At 62.3% G+C, this 18267-nt stretch carries 18 protein-coding genes; 9 read left to right on the top strand and 9 right to left on the bottom strand.

Annotated elements, in window-relative coordinates; translation table 11 throughout:
• Positions 1 to 16 precede the first annotated feature (16 nt).
• Entirely contained in the window at positions 17 to 640 is a 624-nt protein-coding gene (locus ACM5SV_RS27340; RefSeq protein ID WP_128440247.1) for a helix-turn-helix transcriptional regulator, read from the bottom strand.
• A 101-nt stretch (positions 641 to 741) separates the two neighbouring features.
• Between ACM5SV_RS27340 and ACM5SV_RS27345 the strand changes: the two genes are divergently transcribed.
• Positions 742 to 2181 (top strand): MFS transporter, encoded by a 1440-nt coding sequence (locus ACM5SV_RS27345; RefSeq protein WP_222017627.1) that lies wholly within the window; start codon positions 742 to 744, stop codon positions 2179 to 2181.
• Positions 2182 to 2388: 207 nt separating this feature from the next.
• Here the strand turns inward: ACM5SV_RS27345 and ACM5SV_RS27350 are convergent, their stop codons facing one another.
• The 3 genes from ACM5SV_RS27350 to ACM5SV_RS27360 form a co-directional block, all read right to left on the bottom strand.
• A complete protein-coding gene (locus ACM5SV_RS27350) occupies positions 2389 to 3387 on the bottom strand; it encodes an NAD(P)H-quinone oxidoreductase (protein WP_113546200.1) in 999 nt (332 codons plus the stop codon).
• 409 nt (positions 3388 to 3796) lie between these two features.
• Positions 3797 to 4036 (bottom strand): ribbon-helix-helix domain-containing protein, encoded by a 240-nt coding sequence (locus tag ACM5SV_RS27355; RefSeq protein ID WP_012756551.1) that lies wholly within the window; start codon positions 4034 to 4036, stop codon positions 3797 to 3799.
• A gap of 218 nt (positions 4037 to 4254) precedes the next feature.
• A complete protein-coding gene (locus ACM5SV_RS27360; RefSeq protein ID WP_012756550.1) occupies positions 4255 to 4803 on the bottom strand; it encodes an HdeD family acid-resistance protein in 549 nt (182 codons plus the stop codon).
• Positions 4804 to 4956: 153 nt separating this feature from the next.
• Between ACM5SV_RS27360 and betI the strand changes: the two genes are divergently transcribed.
• The 3 genes from betI to betA all read left to right on the top strand — a co-directional run bounded on the left by betI (position 4957) and on the right by betA (position 8943).
• On the top strand, positions 4957 to 5583 hold the full coding sequence (gene betI / locus ACM5SV_RS27365) for a transcriptional regulator BetI (RefSeq protein ID WP_012756549.1): 627 nt from the start codon (positions 4957 to 4959) through the stop codon (positions 5581 to 5583).
• Positions 5580 to 7043, top strand: a complete 1464-nt coding sequence (betB, locus tag ACM5SV_RS27370; RefSeq protein WP_221965155.1) for a betaine-aldehyde dehydrogenase — start codon at positions 5580 to 5582, stop codon at positions 7041 to 7043. Before betI ends, betB begins: the two co-directional genes overlap by 4 nt.
• Before the next feature lie 250 nt (positions 7044 to 7293).
• Complete coding sequence (betA, locus tag ACM5SV_RS27375) at positions 7294 to 8943, top strand: choline dehydrogenase (RefSeq protein WP_222017630.1); 1650 nt, start codon at positions 7294 to 7296, stop codon at positions 8941 to 8943.
• A 191-nt stretch (positions 8944 to 9134) separates the two neighbouring features.
• Here betA and ACM5SV_RS27380 read toward each other — a convergent pair whose 3' ends face one another.
• Together ACM5SV_RS27380 and ACM5SV_RS27385 are read right to left on the bottom strand one after the other, a co-directional pair.
• Positions 9135 to 10232: an NADH:flavin oxidoreductase/NADH oxidase gene (locus ACM5SV_RS27380; RefSeq protein WP_221971249.1), complete on the bottom strand. Its 1098-nt coding sequence runs from the start codon at positions 10230 to 10232 to the stop codon at positions 9135 to 9137.
• Positions 10233 to 10326: 94 nt separating this feature from the next.
• The gene (locus tag ACM5SV_RS27385) at positions 10327 to 11127 is read right to left on the bottom strand and encodes an SDR family NAD(P)-dependent oxidoreductase (RefSeq protein ID WP_221971250.1); all 801 of its coding nucleotides are present in this window, start codon (positions 11125 to 11127) and stop codon (positions 10327 to 10329) included.
• A gap of 89 nt (positions 11128 to 11216) precedes the next feature.
• On the opposite strand from ACM5SV_RS27385, the gene ACM5SV_RS27390 reads away from it, so the two are divergent.
• Entirely contained in the window at positions 11217 to 11756 is a 540-nt protein-coding gene (locus tag ACM5SV_RS27390) for a MarR family winged helix-turn-helix transcriptional regulator (RefSeq protein WP_113546208.1), read from the top strand.
• Positions 11757 to 11857: 101 nt separating this feature from the next.
• On the opposite strand, the gene ACM5SV_RS27395 is transcribed toward ACM5SV_RS27390, so the two are convergent.
• The 3 genes from ACM5SV_RS27395 to ACM5SV_RS27405 all read right to left on the bottom strand — a co-directional run bounded on the left by ACM5SV_RS27395 (position 11858) and on the right by ACM5SV_RS27405 (position 13293).
• Positions 11858 to 12331, bottom strand: a complete 474-nt coding sequence (locus tag ACM5SV_RS27395) for a DUF6644 family protein (RefSeq protein WP_113546209.1) — start codon at positions 12329 to 12331, stop codon at positions 11858 to 11860.
• Between the two features lie 19 nt (positions 12332 to 12350).
• Positions 12351 to 12737 (bottom strand): DUF6152 family protein, encoded by a 387-nt coding sequence (locus ACM5SV_RS27400; RefSeq protein ID WP_222017632.1) that lies wholly within the window; start codon positions 12735 to 12737, stop codon positions 12351 to 12353.
• A gap of 109 nt (positions 12738 to 12846) precedes the next feature.
• Positions 12847 to 13293 carry an RrF2 family transcriptional regulator gene (locus ACM5SV_RS27405; RefSeq protein ID WP_012756541.1) on the bottom strand — a complete coding sequence of 149 codons (447 nt, stop codon included), beginning with the start codon at positions 13291 to 13293 and terminating at the stop codon, positions 12847 to 12849.
• Positions 13294 to 13714: 421 nt separating this feature from the next.
• Between ACM5SV_RS27405 and ACM5SV_RS27410 the strand changes: the two genes are divergently transcribed.
• The 4 genes from ACM5SV_RS27410 to ACM5SV_RS27425 all read left to right on the top strand — a co-directional run bounded on the left by ACM5SV_RS27410 (position 13715) and on the right by ACM5SV_RS27425 (position 18234).
• Entirely contained in the window at positions 13715 to 14491 is a 777-nt protein-coding gene (locus tag ACM5SV_RS27410; RefSeq protein WP_128440240.1) for a phosphoadenylyl-sulfate reductase, read from the top strand.
• Between the two features lie 150 nt (positions 14492 to 14641).
• On the top strand, positions 14642 to 15595 hold the full coding sequence (cysD, locus tag ACM5SV_RS27415) for a sulfate adenylyltransferase subunit CysD (protein WP_012756539.1): 954 nt from the start codon (positions 14642 to 14644) through the stop codon (positions 15593 to 15595).
• 1 nt (position 15596) lies between these two features.
• The gene (cysN, locus tag ACM5SV_RS27420; RefSeq protein WP_012756538.1) at positions 15597 to 17093 is read left to right on the top strand and encodes a sulfate adenylyltransferase subunit CysN; all 1497 of its coding nucleotides are present in this window, start codon (positions 15597 to 15599) and stop codon (positions 17091 to 17093) included.
• A 499-nt stretch (positions 17094 to 17592) separates the two neighbouring features.
• Complete coding sequence (locus tag ACM5SV_RS27425) at positions 17593 to 18234, top strand: redoxin family protein (RefSeq protein ID WP_222017634.1); 642 nt, start codon at positions 17593 to 17595, stop codon at positions 18232 to 18234.
• The last annotated feature ends 33 nt before the right edge of the window (positions 18235 to 18267 follow it).

An 18267-nucleotide genomic window follows, 5' to 3' on the forward strand; every position in this document is an offset into this window, starting at 1 on the left:
CTCCGATCGACAGGCGTCAATGCGGCGTGATGCGATAGGCGCAGCGGCGGGCGCCGGCGAGGATGTGTTCGCTGCGTTCGACCTCGGCGCTGAGGACGGCGCGGAAGGTTTCGAGTTCGGAGCGGCAGAAGCCGGCGCAGGCGGTGGCGGCCGCACAGATCGGGCAGTGGTTTTCGACCAGCATGAAGGAGCCGTCCGCTTGTCTCCAACAATCGGCCATATAGCCCTCGCGGGTGCGGATGCCGGCAAGGGCCTCGACGCGGGCGGCAAGGTCATGCGCCTGGCTGAGTTCCTGCCGATAACGCTGCAGCGTCTCGGCCTCGCGGGCGGCAATGACCGTATCGAGGGCTGCGGGGCCGAGCTGTTCGACGAGCGTGCCAAGGAGGTTTGCCGTCAGTTCGGCATGGCCATCCGGGAACTGGCGGTTGCCGCTGGCTGTGAGGTGCCAGAGCTGACGCGGCCGGCCCCGGCCCGCGGCGGCAACGGTGACCGGTTCCACCAGCCCCTCCTCCGCCATCTTCGACAGTTGCTGGCGGGCGGCTTCGCCTGATATGCCGAGCGCATCGCCGATCGCGGCGGCGAGCTGCGGGCCGTCGGTCTTTATCAGGATCAGGATCCGGTTGGCTGGGGACTGGCGCATATTTTCCAAGTCAAGTCTTGTTTAATTTGAGGCGGCGTGTAATTTTCCAATTTATAACTTGGAAAATAATCCTCCGCCAGCAAAAATCTCGGGATCATCCCATGTCGAATATCGACCAGACTGCAACTATTCCCAACGCTAGCTCCCTCTTCCGCCTCTTTGCGCCCGAGCATCTGCCGGCAACGCTGATGCTGGCAGGCGGCGTGACGCTTTATGCGGTGGAGACTTACATCATGGCGACGATCGCGCCATCGATCGTGCGGGATATCGGCGGCCTCGCGCTGTTTTCCTGGGTCACCAGCTTGTTCGTCGCCGCGGCCGTACTCGGCTCGATCTTTGTCGCCATGCGGCCGCGCGGCACCGGGCTTCGATCCGTCTATGTGATCGCGGCGCTGGTCTTCGGCGTCGGCAGCCTGATTGCCGCGGCCGCACCGTCGATGCCAGTGGTGCTGATCGGACGTGCGGTGCAGGGTCTCGGAACAGGCGCACTTGCCGCGCTCGGCTATGCCTTCATCCGCTTCGTTTATCCCGAGCCGCTATGGCCAAAAGCCTCGACGCTCTATGCGGCGATCTGGGGGGTCTCGACCGTCATCGGGCCGACGTTCGGCGGCTTCTTTTCATCCGGCCACGCCTGGCGCTACGCATTCATCGTGCTCGTGCCGCTCGGCCTGCTGATGGCCTTCCTGGCGCCGCGGCTGTTGCCAGAGGTCGAGGACGACCGCGAGCAGGTAAAGACGCCGATTGCCCAGATCGGGCTGCTGCTTGCCGCCGTCCTGATGGTCAGCACGGCCGGCGCGATCGAGGCGACAGCCACGAAGGTCGCGCTGATCGCCGCTTCGGTCGTCGCGGTCGCCGGCATGATCTTCATCGAGGGCAGAAGCCCGAACCGCTTGCTGCCCTCTGGCGCCGTCAGCCTTTCCCAGCCGATTTCCCGGGTCTACCTGGCGATGCTCGCCATGACCGTCGTCCTCGTCAGCGACGTGTTCATTCCCTATTTCCTGCAGACCCTGCATGGGGTGGCTCCACTCGCATCGGGTTATCTGGTGGCGCTGGTTGCCCTCGGATGGACGTTTGCGGCCTTCCTCAGCGGCTCGCTGACCGGCAGGCGGGCGTACGCGGCAATCGTCATTGGCGCCCTCATCGAGGCGGCGGCGACCGCTTGCCTCGCCGTCTTCCTCGCCAAGGACAATCCCGAGGGGCATATGCTCCTTATCGTGCCGGCGGCGATCGGCATGTTCATGATGGGCTTCGGCATCGGGCTCGGCTGGGCGCATCTCGTCGCCATGGTGCTGAAACTCGTCGCCGACAACGAGAAAGACAAGGCTTCTGCCGCGATCCCGACAATGAGTTCGCTCGGTGGGGCGTTCGGCGCCGCCTTTGCCGGCCTCATCGCCAATGGCGCCGGCCTCGTTCATCCCGGCGGCATATCAGGCGCGCTTTCGGCAGCGCACTGGCTCTATCTGCTGATGGCGGTGCCAGGTGTTCTCGCCGTCGCGCTGTCGCTGACATTACCGCGCCGCGCGTCCGATAGGACGCACTAAGAGCGCCCTATCTCTTTGTTTTGGCGCAATTCCCGGCAAAAGCGCTTCGCACTTTGCCTGGCAAAACCGCTGCACACTTTTGCTGGAATTGCTCTTTGGTCTGGCGCAATTCCGGACGCAAAACCGCTGCACACTTTTGCTGGAATTGCTCTTTGGTCTGGCGCAATTCCGGACGCAAAACCGCTGCACACTTTTGCTGGAATTGCTCTAGCCAACGCGCAGCATGACCTTGCCGACATGGCTGCCGTCTTCCAGCAGCCGGTGGGCTTCGACGACCTCGTCGAAGGCAAAGACCTTGTGGATGACGGGCGCGACGGTGCCAGCGGCAAGCAGCGGCCAGACCTCGGAGAGAAGATCATCGCGGATGGCGCGTTTTTCTTCCGCCGTGCGCGGGCGCATGGTGGAGCCGGTGACCGTCAGGCGCTTGACCATGATCGGCGAGAGATTGACCTTTTCGGCGAGCGCGCCGCCGAGGAAGGCGATGATCGACAGGCAGCCATCCCTCGCCAGCGAGGCGATGTTGCGCTCGAAATAGGCGGCGCCGATCATGTCGAGGATGATATCGACGCCGTGGTCAGTCTCGGCCTTGATCACCTCGGCGAAATCCTCGGTCCGGTAGTTGATCGCGCGTTTGGCGCCAAGATTTTCGCAAGCCTCGCATTTCTCCTTCGAGCCCGCCGTCGCGTAGACCTCAGCGCCGAAGGCGCGGGCGAGCTGGATCGCCGCCGTGCCGATGCCGCTGGAACCGCCATGGATCAGCACCGTCTCGCCTTCCGTCAGCCCGGCCATCTGGAAGAGATTGGCCCAGACGGTGAAGAAGGTCTCAGGCAAAGCCGCCGCCTTCACCGCGTCATAACCTTTGGGAAAGGGCAGAATCTGGCCTGCCGGCAGCAGGCAATATTCGGCATAGGCGCCGCCATTGGCGAGCCCGCAGACCTTGTCGCCGACGGCATGGCCGCGGACGCCGGGGCCGACGGCGACAATTTCGCCTGCAAGCTCCAGGCCGAGGATCGGGCTCGCACCCTTCGGCGGGGGATAGCTGCCCTGGCGCTGGGCAATATCGGGGCGGTTGACGCCGATCGCCTCGGCGCGCACCAGGACCTCTCCGTCGCCGGGCACAGGCAGCGGGCGCCTGCCGATTGTCATTGCCTCCGGCCCGCCAAAGGACGGCAGATCGACGAAACGCATTTCCTGAGGCAATGGCATGACCAGGCTCCTCCTAGAGCGGTTCAGAACCGCTCTAACCTTAGGTTTTACGCAATCCCGGACGAAAAACCGCTTCGCAGTTTTCCTGGGAATTGCTCTATTCGCTGGACAAAGGAAGTAAATCAGCCCCGGAGGCTTGGGAAGACTGGAAGTGGCAAGGGCGTCAATTCGCCTCGCCCAACCGATGGAAGATGAGGCCTTCCGGCAGTTCGATGACCCGATCGAAAGCGCATCAGCGGGAACAGGGCTTCCGTGCCGCGCGGTCGTAGCCGAGAATGCAGCCGGCGGCGTGGTCCTCGTTCGGAACATGCCGTGGCAGGATCAAGTAAACGAAAGTTTTATGAAACGCGCGGCCCATCGAGACGCGTTCAGCGCTTATTAGATTTACCCAATAAAATCAAACGCTTGCTCAGGCGGAGCGACGGCGCTCCGCCTCGTGATCGGCGAACATGTCGGCGACGCATCTGCCGCCGGATGGAGCGTCGTCGTCAAGAATATCGTCCCGGAACTCGTTGAGCTTGCGGGCGGTATCCCAGAGACGCAGCGCCTCGCGGACGACCTCGCTGCTCGAGGCATAACCGCCATTGTCAACGGCGGCGCGGATGCCCGCTGCCTGTTGCGGAGAGATGGAAACGGTGACCATCGGCATGAACTTCCTCCCTTTTCTGATCAGGCAGAACCCTGCCTCTGGGGGACGCATGACCATTTTCAGCATTCTCGGCGATCTCGCCGGTGCCTTGGTGCATTCGCACATAGGACCGTCCGCGTGCTGGGAGCGGCCCGTAACCCCTTCAGTCTAATCCCCTGTCCTAGTCTTGTCAAAAAAGAACGGGTCTTGTCAAAAAAGAACGGCCGCTCTCCACAATCTCAACTGCGGATGCCGAGGCCGAAGGCGATCATGGTCGAGCCCTGAACGATGAGATCGGCGGCCAGGAACAGGCCGAGGATCCACAGGCTGTTCACCGGCCAGCCGAGCGCGATGACGAAACCCGCAAGGGCGGTGATGACGCCGCTTGCGACGATCCAGCGCCAGCCCTTGACCGGCTTCATGCGCATGCCGACCCAGGTACGGAAGACGCCGGCGACGACGAGCGAGAGCGAGAGAAACAGCGTCAGCGCCGCCGAGGTCAGGATCGGATTGATGAAGGCGCAGATGCCGGCAAGCACATAGAGCAGGCCGCTCAGTATCCAGAACAGCACGTGATCCCAGCCGCGCACCTGGAAGGCATGGACGAGATAGATAACGCCGCCGAACAGCATCAGCATGCCGACATAATAGACCGAGACGACGGTGGCGAGCATCAGATTGCCGAGCGCGATCAGACCGCAGACGAGCAGCAGCACGCCGAGACCGGCAAACCAGATCCATTTCGACTGCAGCGAAGATGTCGGCGCTCCCTCGAAGACATCGGCCATGACTCACCTCCTGACAGATTCGAATATGCTGCAGCAATTCGGCAGGGAAAGATCTGCGTCTGAGCAAATCGCTAAAGATTTTTATTGATTGATCAGTCAATCAAAAATAACCTGTCGCTGATTTCAAGGAGTGGTCTGTTGCCAAAGGTCGGAATGGAGCCGGTGCGCCGCAAGGCGCTTGTCGATGCGGCGCTGCGGGTGATCGGCGATCACGGCTCGCTTGCCGTCACCATGTCCGACATCGCCCGGCAGGCCGGCGTGTCGCCTGCCCTGGCGCATCATTATTTCGGCAGCAAGGAGCAATTGCTGATCGAAACGATCCGCTCGCTTCTCCGACAGTTGCGCAACGATACGGTGGCGGCACTCAGGGCCGCCAGGACGCCGCGCGCCCGGCTTTCGGCCGTCATCCGTGTCAGCTTCCACGCCGATCAGTTCGCGCCGGAGACGATTGCCGCCTGGCTTGCCTTTTACGCCGAAGCGCAGCGCTCGGAAGAGACGCGGCGCTTCCTGGTGATCTATGCGCGGCGGCTGCGCTCCAATCTGCTGGCCGATCTGAAAGTGCTGTTGCCAGCTGACGCCGCAGAACGCATCGCCGAAGGCGCTGCGGCGATGATCGACGGGCTCTATATCAGGCAAAGTCTGAAATCCGCGCCGATCGGCATTGAAGCCTCGATTGCGCTGACCGAGGATTATCTGAATGCGCTTTTGGCCACCGCCTCCCCCTCTCCCCGGAGCGAGAAGGGACGACCACATCGAACCACCCAAGGACAAATGACATGAAAGCCCAGCCGAAAGCCTCGCACTTCATCGATGGCGAATATGTCGAGGATACCGACGGCACCGTCATCGAGAGCCTCTATCCCGCCACCGGCGAGGTGATCGCCCGGCTGCATGCCGCAACGCCTGCGATTGTCGAACGGGCGATCGCCGCCGCCAAGCGCGCCCAGCCGGAATGGGCGGCGATGAGCCCGATGGCGCGCGGGCGCATCCTGAAGCGGGCAGCCGACATCATGCGCGAGAGAAACCGGGCGCTCTCCGAACTCGAGACGCTCGATACCGGCAAGCCGATCCAGGAGACTGTTGTCGCCGACCCGACCTCGGGCGCCGATGCCTTCGAATTCTTCGGCGGCATCGCGCCGGCCGGTCTCAACGGCTCGCAGATCCCGCTCGGCCAGGACTTTGCCTATACCAAGCGCGTGGCGCTTGGCGTCTGCGTCGGCATCGGCGCCTGGAACTATCCGCAGCAGATCGCCTGCTGGAAAGCTGCGCCGGCGCTTGTCTGCGGCAATGCCATGGTGTTCAAACCGTCCGAAAACACGCCGCTCGGCGCGCTGAAGATCGCCGAGATCCTGCTTGAGGCCGGACTGCCGAAGGGGCTCTTCAACGTGATCCAGGGCGACCGCGACACCGGGCCGCTGCTCGTCAACCATCCCGATGTCGCCAAGGTGTCGCTGACCGGCTCGGTGCCGACGGGGCGCAGGGTCGCGGCGGCTGCCGCCGGCAACCTCAAGCACGTGACGATGGAACTCGGCGGCAAGTCGCCGCTCATCGTCTTCGACGATGCCGATCTCGATTCGGCGGTCGGGGGCGCGATGCTCGGCAATTTCTATTCGACCGGCCAGGTCTGCTCGAACGGCACGCGCGTCTTCGTGCAGAAGACTGTTAAGGCCGAATTCCTGAAGCGGCTGAAGATCCGCACCGAAGCGATGCTGATCGGCGATCCGATGGACGAGGCGACGCAGGTCGGGCCGATGGTCTCCTGGGTGCAGCGCGAGAAGGTGATCTCCTATATCGAGAAGGGCAAGGCCGAGGGCGCAACACTCATTGCCGGCGGCGGCATTCCGAACAACGTCTCCGGCGAAGGCTATTATGTGCAGCCGACGGTGTTTGCCGATGTCACTGACGACATGACCATTGCCCGCGAGGAGATCTTTGGCCCTGTCATGTGCGTACTCGATTTCGACGCCGAGGACGAGGTGATCGCCCGCGCCAATGCCAGCGAATTCGGCCTTTCCGGCGGCGTCTTCACCGCCGACCTCACCCGCGCCCACCGCGTCGTCGACCGGCTGGAAGCGGGCACGCTGTGGATCAACACCTATAATCTCTGCCCGGTGGAAATCCCCTTCGGCGGCTCGAAACAATCCGGCTTCGGCCGCGAGAATTCGCTTGCGGCGTTGGAGCATTATTCCGAACTGAAGACGGTTTATGTGGGCATGGGGCCGGTGGCGGCGCCTTATTGAATTGAAAAACATCTGCCCTTGCTTTTGCCCCTCACCCTAACGGGGTCGAGCCACTCGTCTCGACCCGTCCTCCGGACCCCCGCTCGCGGGGAGAGGGGACGTGCCCCAAAGCAGCGTCGAGGTTAAGGAACGCGGTGCGGCATATCTCCTTCTCCCCGCGAGCGGGGAGAAGGTGCCGGCAGGCGGATGAGGGGCAGGCTCTGGGAAAACAAGAAGCAGCCGGATGATGGCAGCTCGAGGGAACAAGACTATGCAAGCAGATTTCGTCATCATCGGCTCGGGCTCCGCCGGCTCCGCCCTCGCCTACCGCTTGTCGGAAGACGGCAAGAACAGTGTCATCGTCATCGAGGCGGGTGGCAGCGATTTCGGGCCGTTCATCCAGATGCCGGCAGCGCTTGCCTGGCCGATGAGCATGAAGAGATATAATTGGGGTTATCTGTCCGAGCCCGAGGCGAACCTCAACAACCGGCGCATCACCGCGCCGCGCGGCAAGGTGATCGGCGGCTCCTCGTCGATCAACGGCATGGTCTATGTGCGCGGCCATGCCGAGGACTTCAACCGCTGGGAGGAGCTCGGCGCCAGCGGCTGGGCCTATGCCGATGTACTTCCCTATTTCAAGCGGATGGAACATTCGCATGGCGGCGAAGAGGGCTGGCGCGGCACCGATGGGCCGCTGCATGTCCAGCGCGGCGGCTTCACCAATCCGCTCTTCCGCGCCTTCGTCGAGGCCGGCAAACAGGCGGGCTTCGAGACGACGGAGGATTACAACGGCAGCAAGCAGGAAGGCTTCGGTCTGATGGAGCAGACCATCTTCGGCGGCCGCCGCTGGTCTGCCGCCAATGCCTATCTGCGACCGGCGCTGAAACGGCAGAATGTCAGGATCGTCTACGGCTTTGCGCAGAAGATCGTGATCGAGGACGGGCGGGCGACCGGTGTCGAGATCGAACGCAACGGCAGGATCGAGGTGGTGAAGGCAAACCGCGAGGTGATCGTCTCGGCCTCCTCTTTCAATTCGCCGAAGCTCTTGATGCTGTCGGGCATCGGTCCCGGAGAACACCTGCGAGATATGGGCATTACGGTGAAGGCCGACCGGCCGGGCGTTGGCGCCAACCTGCAGGACCATATGGAATTCTACTTCCAGCAGGTGAGCACCAAGCCGGTGTCGCTCTATTCCTGGCTGCCGTGGTTCTGGCAGGGGGTGGCCGGCGCCCAATGGCTGCTCTCTCGCGGCGGGCTCGGCGCCTCCAACCAGTTCGAGGCCTGCGCCTTCCTGCGCTCCGCGCCGGGGCTGAAGCAGCCCGACATCCAGTATCATTTCCTGCCGGTGGCGATCAGCTATGACGGCAAGGCGGCCGCGAAAAGCCACGGCTTCCAGGTTCATGTCGGCTACAACCTGTCGAAATCGCGCGGCAGCGTGAGCTTGCGCTCCGCCGATCCCAAGGCCGACCCGGTGTTGCGCTTCAACTATATGAGCCATGCCGAGGATTGGGAGAAATTCCGCCACTGCGTGCGCCTCACCCGCGAGATCTTCGGGCAGAGAGCCTTCAACGACTATCGCGGCCCGGAGATCCAGCCGGGCGAAAGCGTGCAAAGCGACGAAGAGATCGACGCCTTCCTGCGCGAACATCTGGAAAGCGCCTATCACCCCTGCGGCACCTGCCGGATGGGCGCCAAGGACGATCCGATGGCGGTGGTCGATCCGCAAACGCGGGTGATCGGCATCGATGGCCTGCGCGTCGCCGACAGCTCGATCTTCCCGCACGTCACTTATGGCAATTTGAACGGCCCCTCGATCATGACGGGAGAGAAGGCCGCCGACCATATCCTCGGCAAACAGCCGCTGGCGCGTTCGAACCAGGAACCCTGGGTCAACCCGCGCGCGGCCGTCAGCGATCGATAAGAAGCGAGCCGTCCGACGTTACTTTGTCCGTCTATGCAGGTACCGAAAGCCTTCACAAACGCCCGTCACGGCCCAACCGTCTGACGTGAGGCGCGATATCGCGATATCGCGCCCATGAATCAGCGGGCCTTGGTTCGTTTTTTAAAGCGAAGAGACAAGGGCCCTCAACGATGTTCGAGAGCCCCGATCGCTCAGGCAGCGCGGTAGGATGCGAGCCAATGTGCGTAGGGGGCAGGCAATGTCCAGGACGGACGCTCGACACCGAGCTTGCGCGCGGCTTGGTAGGGCCAATGCGGATTGGCGAGCATCGCTTTGCCGATCATAACCAGGTCAAGCTGCCCGCTTCGGATGAGTTCGTCCGCTTGCTCCGGCTGAGTGATGTTCCAACTTGCGGCACCGGGGAGGCCAGTGGCCTTGCGGACCTGATCGGCGTAAGGCGCGATGAACCCCGGGCCCCAGGGAATATTGGCGGCTGGGGTTGAGAAGCCGAGGCTGACGTCGATGAAGTCGAGGCCGGCCTTCTTGAATTTTCCGACGAGATCGATCGCGTCCTGCAGGGTTTCCTGGTCGCGACCGTCAAACTCGATGACGCCGAAGCGAGCCGTCAGCGGACGATCCTCGGGCCAGACCTCACGAACGGCCGCCAGCGTCTCGAGGAGGAAGCGTCCACGGTTATCGGCGCTGCCGCCATATTCGTCGTCTCGCTGGTTAGAATGCGGCGAGAAGAAGCTCTGGCCGAGATAGCCGTGAGCAAAATGCAACACGAGCCAGCGGAATCCGATGTCGCGCGCGCGGATCGCTGCAGCGACAAAATCGCCACGAACGCGATCTATGTCGGCCTTCGTCATGGCGCGCGGTACCTTGGCCAAGCCGCCGCCGAACGCGATGGCGGACGGTGCGATGGTTTCCCAGCCGCGCGGATCGCTATCGGCGATATGATCGTCGCCTTCCCAAGGGCGGTTTGCACTGGCCTTGCGGCCGGCGTGACCGATCTGGATCCCTGCGACCGCGCCCGCCTTTTCGATGCCGGCGACAATCGGCCCAAAGGCCTCGGCCTGGACATCATTCCAAAGACCGGTGCAGCCCGGCGTGATACGCCCCTCCGGAGAGACAGCCGTGGCTTCGACATTGACAAGGCCAGCGCCACCGCGCGCCAAGCTTGTGAGATGGGCGGCGTGCCAGTCGTTCGGAACGCCATCAGTCGCGGAGTATTGACACATGGGGGATACCGCGATGCGGTTTCGGAGGATGACGCCTTTCAGCGTGAATTGGTCGAACAGGCTGGGCAATGGAATCTCCTTGAAATGAATATCAATCAACCGCACGGATCTGCCGACGCCGCTGGCGTAGGGGTTAATCCGCGCGCTCGATCCTTCGGGGTGTCTAGACGGCGCGGTAACGGGGCGCAGGTTCACCGGTCTGCGTCGCGGCGAACAGTGTGGATCGGGCCTGGTCGAACTTGTCCCAGAGACTGGCGTCGGCAACGGATGGCAGCGTGATATCTTCGCCCTTGTCGAAACCGGCCAGGGCGGCGTCGACCAGGTTTTCGGACGTCATGACGGTCGCCTGGTTGAGCGACGCCAGCGGCACGCCCGACAAATCCCAGAGTTCCGTCGCCGTGGCCGCCGGCATCACGAGCTGCAGGCGGACATTGGTCTCAGCCAGCTCCTGCTGCAGACCCCGGCTGAAGTTCATCACATAGCCCTTGGTGCCGCTGTAGATCGCGCTGATCGGCAGGGCATGAAAGGACAAGACCGAAGCGACGTTGATGATCGCGCCGTGGTTGCGGCTGAGGAATGCAGGCAGAACGGCGTGTGTCAGCCGCGTGAGCGCAGTGACGTTGAGCGCGATCATCGCGGCCGCGTCTTCCTCAGTGGTCTTGGCGACCGGAGCTAAGGTCGAGTTGCCGGCGTTGTTGACGAGGAGCGTGATCGCTGAATTTTCCTTCAGCACCTTTTCGACGCGGTTGACGTCGGCGTCTTTCGTCAGGTCGGCTTCCACGACCTCGACTTTCGTGCCGTGGGCAGCGCCGAGCTTGTCCGAGAGCGCCTTCAGACGATCGGCCCGCCGGGCGACGAGGATGAGGTCATACCCCTTTTCGGCGAGACGCGCGGCGTAGATGGCGCCGATGCCAGCGGAGGCGCCGGTGACGAGGGCGACGGGCTTGAGCGATGATGTAGACATGTCAAAATCCTATTTGGTTGAGTACTCAAGTTTACGTATGGTCGCGATGTCCTCTTGTCAATGGATGAGCCCTCAACTATTTTAGTGAGATGGGTAAGAAACTTTCGATTGGCAATCTCGGAGAGGAACTGCGTGGGGGCAGGCTGAGTTCGCCCGAACTCCTGTCCGAACTTGTGTGCACAAACACCGCTCTTCGACGCGCGTCACGGCGACTAGGCCAACTCTATGACGATGCGGTAGCGCCAACCGGCCTGAAGGCTACCCAGGTCGGGCTTCTGACCCAGATAGCTGCGTTGCGCGAAGGCGGCCATCAATGGCCCACCCTGCAATCCCTGGCCGAGCGCCTTGCCGTCAGCATCTCTGCTTTGACCCACGCACTTCGCCCGCTGGTCCGGGACGGACTGGTCGGGCTCATGCCGGACGAACACGATGGCCGCACGAAGCATGCGACGCTGACGACGCATGGTGAGCACCGTCTGCACGAGGCATTGGCCCTGTGGGCTGATGCCAATCAGCGCGTCGAGGTGGTGCTGGGTCCTTCCGCTTCTGCGCTTCGCGCGCTGGCCGATGACGTCGCCTCTCCGGAATTCCTGGAAGCTTATGAAGCTCGTCGCATGCTGCGAGGCTGACCGTGGGATGGGCGCGGCAGAGGATTCGGGCGATGAATTCGAACAAGCATGTTGAACCCGCAGTGCCTCGGACGGGCGCGCGCCGACAGCTCGCTAATTCCCTAAAGAAACCCGATCCATCGTCCGGCGATCACGGCGGCAATCCAGATGGCGGCAGACAGGGCGGCGGAGAAGCGCAGGCCAGGCCGGACGATGCCTAGGGAAAGCACCATTTTCCACCCTCGCCCGAGATGCACAATCGACAGGTTGAGAATGCCGAGGGCGATCAGCCCGAGCTTGGCAAGGAAGGCGGAATTGCCGGCATATTCGACCGCCCGGACGCTGAAGAGGCAGAAGCCGGTGACAATAGCCGCGGCAAGGCCGACGCCGGCGGCGCGTGACAGAAACGGCGCGACGATCTCAACCGGCACCTTGCGGAAGAAGCCGGCGAGCCTCAGATCGAGCGGCAGGATGGCGCCGAGCAAGAGGCCGATCGCCAGGATATGGGCTGCGTTGACGAACATGTAGAGTGTTCCGGAGCGCCGGAGCGCGACCGCAGGTGTCGTTGCCGACAGCCATTCGAGAATGTCGATCACAGCTCAGTTCGCCCAGAGGTCAGTTCGTCTTGATGCGGTCGGGATAGATATCGTAGCGCTTCTCGCCGATGGTGAGGCGCACGGCCTTCAGCCGCTTTTCTTTTGGATCCTGCGAACGGTTTCCAAGGGCCACCACCTGGTCGCCGGGCTTGGCCACACCTTCGACGAAACCGGAGCGTTCCGTCTGGCGCGGATTGCCGAGTTCGACGAGCCAGACGCCGTCATCGGCGGTGGCGATATCGAGCGTTGGATGCGGTCCGCCCATGGAGATCTTCTCGATGGTGCCGCGCAGTTCGATCTGATCCGCCTCGGCCCAGGACCAGCCGTGATGAGCAATTGCGCCGGTGGCGAAAGCCATCGAAAGCATGGCCGCAGCCACTACTCGCCGTGCTGAAATTATAGACATGATATCCTCCCTACCCGTATGGACAGGCAGGTGGAGCATCGGAGCCGGAGGAAAAGGGATTTCACCAAATCTTGAAGAAAGATGCGGGCGTCAGTTTTCACCCTGATGCTCAGGCGAGCAGCCGGGTGACTTCGGCGCTGTGCTTTGGGGCGATGGCATCGGCGATGGTGGTGGAGAACAGCACCTTGCGGGTGGCGTCCGCCACTTTGGCGAAGACGTGGCGGATCTGGCAGTTCTGTTCGCCATCGCAATCGTCGCACCTTCTATAGGCGGTGATCGACAGACACGGAAGTGGAGCGAGCGGGCCGTCGATGATGCGCAGGATCTCGCCGAAGGTGATCGTATGGGCGGGCTTCAGCAGGAGATACCCACCCTGCTTGCCGCGGCGGCTGGCGACGACGCCGTGATGTTTCAGGTCGAGCAGGATCTGTTCGAGGAACTTTTTCGGGATCTTTTGCTGCGCCGCGATATCGGAAATCATCACCGGTTCGTCGGCATCGGCATCAGCCAAGACCGTGAGCGCCCGCAGCGCATATTTCGCCTTTTGCGTAATCATTTTTGACCATCGACACACACAGGCGGCGCGAATTTCCGCACCGCTACGGAAGTACTTTCACCTCTATGGCACAACCAGCATGAACGGAATTTGAACGCGCCGGAGAAAGCCTTGAGAGACAAGCGTTTTGGCCTTGTTTTTTGCTCTCGGCCAAGCGCACTTAATCTATGCCAAAACCGCGCCTTCTGCACCATTTTCGGCATCACTTCAGATTTCGGATTGACAGGCTGCGTGTAACTCTACTATTTCTATAGACATTCGAGCTGCCGATGTGGATTTTCATCCGCAGGCGGCTGCTTTTCTGCATCGCGGCAGCTTCGGAGAGATATTTGCTCCTTCGGCCGCAGCTTTCGAAATCCCTTTTTCTGTCCGATCCATGCGTGAACTGCGATACTCCCGTTCAACAAAGGACAGGAATCTCATGACTGCTATCAATCCGATTGTAGAAGGCGGGCCGATTGCGGAAGAAGGGCCGATTGCGGAAGCCGAGGCGCTGAACCACAGACTGGCGGGCCTCGACCTAGCCGGACGTCTGTCGCTGGTCTCCGGCCTTGGCGGCCGCGTGGTGTTCACGACGTCACTCGGCATCGAGGACCAGGTGATCACTGCCGAGATCGGCACGCACCGCCTGCCGATCGATATCGCGACGCTGCAGACCGGCCGGCTGTTTGCCGAAACACTGGCACTGATCGAAGAGACCGAAAGCCAGTACGACATCCATATCCATCGCTTCGAGCCCGAGAAGGCCGATATCGACGCCTATGCGGCGCAATACGGCCTCAACGGCTTCTACGAGAGCGTCGAAGCCCGGCATGCCTGTTGCGGCGTGCGCAAGCTGAAGCCGCTTGCGCGTGCCCTCGACGGTGCTGCTATCTGGATCACCGGCCTGCGCCGCGGCCAATCGGCCAACCGCGCCGAGACGCCGTTTGCCGAATATGACGCCGAACGCCACCTGCTGAAGGTCAATCCGCTCGCCGACTGGGACCTGGAGGCGATCAAGGCCTTCGTTTCCGCAAACGGCGTGCCGGTCAATCCGCTGCACGCCCGCGGTTATCCCTCGATCGGCTGCGAACCCTGCACCCGGGCGATCAAGCCCGGCGAGCCGGAACGCGCCGGCCGCTGGTGGTGGGAGCAGGACGAAACGCGCGAATGCGGCCTGCATGTCGCCGAAGAGGCCGCAGCGATCGCCGCACAATAATCACCCCACGGCTTTCCCAATCAGGGCGCGGCGACCGCCGCAGCCTTGGGAAAGCCAACATTCCCAGGGAAGTCAACTTTCCCGGGGGAAGCCAACATCAAGGAATTGCTTTGCGGGCACCCGCAAACGACCGATAGCCTGGAGTAACACATGCCCGATAGCCGTCCGGATACGGAACTCAGCAATCCGCAGAGCGCCAAGGCGCCGCTCGACCCGCATCTGAAAGCGCTGGAAAACGAATCCATCCACATCTTCCGCGAGGTTGCGGCCGAATTCGAGCGTCCCGTCATGCTCTATTCGATCGGCAAGGATTCCTCGGTGCTGCTGCATCTGGCGCGCAAGGCCTTCTATCCCGGCCGCGTGCCCTTCCCGCTTTTGCATGTGAACACCGGCTGGAAATTTTCCGAGATGATCGCCTTCCGCGACGCAACCGCGAAGAAGTACGATCTCGATTTGATCGAACACATCAATCCGCGCGGCAAGGCCGAAAACATCACGCCGTTCACGCATGGATCGGCCGCCTTCACCGACATCATGAAGACCGAAGGGCTCCGCCAGGCGCTCGATGCCGGCCAGTTCGACGCCGCTTTCGGCGGTGCGCGGCGCGACGAGGAAGCCAGCCGCGCCAAGGAGCGCATCTATTCCTTCCGCACGCCCGACCATCGCTGGGATCCGCGCAACCAGCGCCCGGAACTCTGGAACATCTATAACGGCATGATCCGCAAGGGTGAGAGCGTGCGCGCCTTCCCGCTGTCGAACTGGACCGAGGTCGATATCTGGCGCTACATCCAGGCCGAGGACATTCCGCTGGTGCCGCTCTATTACGCCAAGAAGCGGCCGTTCGTGGAACGCGACGGCATGATGATCCTGGCCGAGGATCCGCGCCTGGAACTGCTGCCCGGCGAAGTCCGCCAGGAAGGCATGATCCGCTTCCGCACCCTCGGCGACTTCCCGCTGACCGGCGCCATCCGCTCACAGGCCACCACTCTCGAAGAGGTGATTGCCGAACTCGAAATTGCAACGGTGTCCGAACGCCAGGGCCGCGCCATCGATCGCGACCAGTCCGGCTCCATGGAAAAAAAGAAGCGTGAAGGATATTTCTGAGATGACCGCAGCCCAAACCGCCGTCTCGGCCGCCACCGTCGTCAACCTGCCCGCCGCCGAGCCGCTCAAGGCCGTGCGCGATACCAGGCCGCTGCGCCTGATTACCTGCGGCAGCGTCGATGACGGCAAGTCGACCCTGATCGGCCGCCTGCTCTGGGACACCAAGGCGGTCAAGGAAGACCAGGCCGCCACGTTGCAGCGCGATTCCACCGGCAAGCAGAACGACCTCGGCCTGCCCGACTTCGCCCTGCTGCTCGACGGCCTGCAGGCCGAGCGCGAACAGGGCATCACCATCGATGTCGCCTATCGCTATTTCTCGACCGACAAGCGCTCCTTCATCGTCGCCGACACGCCCGGCCATGAGCAATATACCCGCAACATGGCGACCGGCGCCTCGACCGCCGATCTTGCCATTCTGCTGATCGATGCGCGCTTCGGCATTCTGGAGCAGACCCGCCGTCACGCGACGATCGCCTCGCTGCTCGGCATCAAGCAGTTTGTGCTTGCCATCAACAAGATCGACCTGACGGGCTACGACCGCGCCGGCTTCGACAAGATCAGCCATGACTTCCGGGAATTTGCCCTGTCGCTCGGCGTCAAGCAGATCACCGCCATTCCGATGTCGGCGCTGAAGGGCGAAAACGTCGTCTATTCCGGCCAGGCCGCCATGCCCTGGTATAGCGGCCCGACGCTGGTGGAAACGCTGGAGCTTGCCACCGTGCGCTCGTCGCAGACGGTCGGCTTCCGCCTGTCCGTCCAGCGCGTCTCGCGTCCCGGCGAAAGTTTCCGCGGCTATCAGGGCACGGTTGCCGGCGGTTCGGTCAAACCCGGCGACAGCGTCATGATCCTGCCGTCCGGCATGGTCGCCAACGTCTCGAAGATCGTCACCTTCGATCTCGTCCGTAATGCCGCCGTGGCCGGCGATGCGATCACGCTGGTGCTCGACCGCCAGGTGGATGTGGCGCGCGGCGACATGATCGTCTCGATCGACGCACAGCCGCAGGTCGGCCTTGCCTTCGACGCGCAGATCGTCGCGCTGCAGCCTGAGGGTATCGAGCCCGGCAAGCGTTACTGGCTGAAGAGCGGCAGCCGCCGCCAGCGTGTCCAGGTGCAGCCGCTCAGCCAGCTGGAACTGAAGACCGGTGCCTGGAACGCCGCCCAGCGGCTCTACATGAACGCCATCGGCAAAGTCCGGCTCGTCTTCGACGAAGCCGCGATCTTCGACCCCTATGAGCAGAACCGGCTTTCCGGCTCCTTCATCCTGATCGATCCGGAGACCAACAACACGGTCGCCGGCGGCATGGTGACCGGCAAGCGCACGGAACTCGGCGGCCTGCACAATGGCGAAGCCCGCGTCATCCTCTCGCTTCCGGCCGACCTTGCCGAACAGATCATGGCGAGCGAGCTCTTCGCCAGCCGCAGCCATGAGGCCGAGGTGCGGCGCATGACGGCAGCCGAAGCCGCCGACCTCTGGTCGAGCGCTGCAAGCGATATCTGACAGGGGATAAGGGATAAGGGGCCAGCAAGACTGGCCCCTCGCCGCAGCCGAATCCGCTGGCTGCAGAGCTGCTCAGAACCTGAGACTTTGCTATCAGGGCTCCGCATCCGCTTCCGGCCGATAGTATTGAAAAAGTCGAAAATCCGGGCTTAACGAAAAGTCGGTCAATTGGTGATTTGAGCGAATGTTGCCGCTCGATGCTGTTTCGCTTCCGCTACGCGGCCTCACGCCGCTTGAACGCAAAAATGGCTGGTCCCCAGCTCAATTTTCTGTGTCGCCTCGACGGCCGTTAAAAAAATCAGAGTTTGCAGAAAACGGACTTTTGCAATTCACGATTCGCTGTTTACCTCTTGCCCGCGGGCCAATGTGGGGCCATTCTTAGATCGGATCCTGGCGGTGCGGTAAAACGAGAGGTCAGGCCCTGCAACGCTCAATCTAGACCTCGAAGCACTTAACTTGGCGCCGTTTCTCGACTGATCCCCGAGCGAGGAGGTTGTCCATGTCCACGCGCTATGTCGACCATCCGCTACAACCGGGCGACCGGGTCCCGAACGTTGTGTTTGATGCGATCTCGCACGAGGGGAAGATCGCACTTGATGATTTTCGTGGCCGCAGCCCATTGTTGATCGGTTTGTTTCGAGGCCTGCATTGTCCATTCTGCCGGCGCCATGTCGCGGCCATGGCATATCTCAACCCGATGCTGCGAGAGAAAGGCGTCCAATCCCTGGCGGTGGTAAACACCCCGGTGGAGCGCGCACGGCTTTATTTCCGTTACCATCCGATACCCGATCTTCTTGCTGCTTCCGACCCGGTACGGGCTTCGCACCAAGCCTTTGGACTAAGCGAGGTCGGGATCGACACGGCGATGGCGATACTGATCGATCTTCCGGGCGAGTTGCCCGAGCCTATGGGCGTGATGGCAATGGACGAATTTCTCAACAAGAAGGAAGGATATCAGATTACGGAAGCCGATCAGCAGATGATGACTGCGGACCATGGGCAGCTTGTCGGTCAGTTCCTAATCGACCGGGAGGGCATCGTACGCTGGAGCTTCACTGAAGTTCTGGAGGCTGGCCTCCAGTCGTTCCAGGCACCGAATTCCCAGGAATTGATGTCGGTCGCTTCCCAAGTCGTACATTAACAACAAAAAACTCGCTCGACGACCTACCGCCCG

It is taken from the genome of Rhizobium sp. CRRU65 (assembly GCF_048551595.1).
GTDB lineage: Bacteria > Pseudomonadota > Alphaproteobacteria > Rhizobiales > Rhizobiaceae > Rhizobium > Rhizobium leguminosarum_J.

What these genes read in the sequence shown, in the direction of transcription:
- ACM5SV_RS27385 (WP_221971250.1), bottom strand. Translation starts at nt 11,127, where the DNA reads ATGTCTACATCATCGCTCAAGCCCGTCGCCCTCGTCACCGGCGCCTCC.
- cysN (WP_012756538.1), top strand. Translation starts at nt 15,597, where the DNA reads ATGACCGCAGCCCAAACCGCCGTCTCGGCCGCCACCGTCGTCAACCTG.
- betB (WP_221965155.1), top strand. Translation starts at nt 5,580, where the DNA reads ATGAAAGCCCAGCCGAAAGCCTCGCACTTCATCGATGGCGAATATGTC.
- betA (WP_222017630.1), top strand. Translation starts at nt 7,294, where the DNA reads ATGCAAGCAGATTTCGTCATCATCGGCTCGGGCTCCGCCGGCTCCGCC.
- ACM5SV_RS27340 (WP_128440247.1), bottom strand. Translation starts at nt 640, where the DNA reads ATGCGCCAGTCCCCAGCCAACCGGATCCTGATCCTGATAAAGACCGAC.
- ACM5SV_RS27425 (WP_222017634.1), top strand. Translation starts at nt 17,593, where the DNA reads ATGTCCACGCGCTATGTCGACCATCCGCTACAACCGGGCGACCGGGTC.
- ACM5SV_RS27405 (WP_012756541.1), bottom strand. Translation starts at nt 13,293, where the DNA reads ATGATTACGCAAAAGGCGAAATATGCGCTGCGGGCGCTCACGGTCTTG.
- ACM5SV_RS27355 (WP_012756551.1), bottom strand. Translation starts at nt 4,036, where the DNA reads ATGCCGATGGTCACCGTTTCCATCTCTCCGCAACAGGCAGCGGGCATC.
- betI (WP_012756549.1), top strand. Translation starts at nt 4,957, where the DNA reads ATGGAGCCGGTGCGCCGCAAGGCGCTTGTCGATGCGGCGCTGCGGGTG.
- ACM5SV_RS27410 (WP_128440240.1), top strand. Translation starts at nt 13,715, where the DNA reads ATGACTGCTATCAATCCGATTGTAGAAGGCGGGCCGATTGCGGAAGAA.
- ACM5SV_RS27360 (WP_012756550.1), bottom strand. Translation starts at nt 4,803, where the DNA reads ATGGCCGATGTCTTCGAGGGAGCGCCGACATCTTCGCTGCAGTCGAAA.
- ACM5SV_RS27345 (WP_222017627.1), top strand. Translation starts at nt 742, where the DNA reads ATGTCGAATATCGACCAGACTGCAACTATTCCCAACGCTAGCTCCCTC.
- ACM5SV_RS27390 (WP_113546208.1), top strand. Translation starts at nt 11,217, where the DNA reads ATGGGTAAGAAACTTTCGATTGGCAATCTCGGAGAGGAACTGCGTGGG.
- ACM5SV_RS27400 (WP_222017632.1), bottom strand. Translation starts at nt 12,737, where the DNA reads ATGTCTATAATTTCAGCACGGCGAGTAGTGGCTGCGGCCATGCTTTCG.
- cysD (WP_012756539.1), top strand. Translation starts at nt 14,642, where the DNA reads ATGCCCGATAGCCGTCCGGATACGGAACTCAGCAATCCGCAGAGCGCC.
- ACM5SV_RS27350 (WP_113546200.1), bottom strand. Translation starts at nt 3,387, where the DNA reads ATGCCATTGCCTCAGGAAATGCGTTTCGTCGATCTGCCGTCCTTTGGC.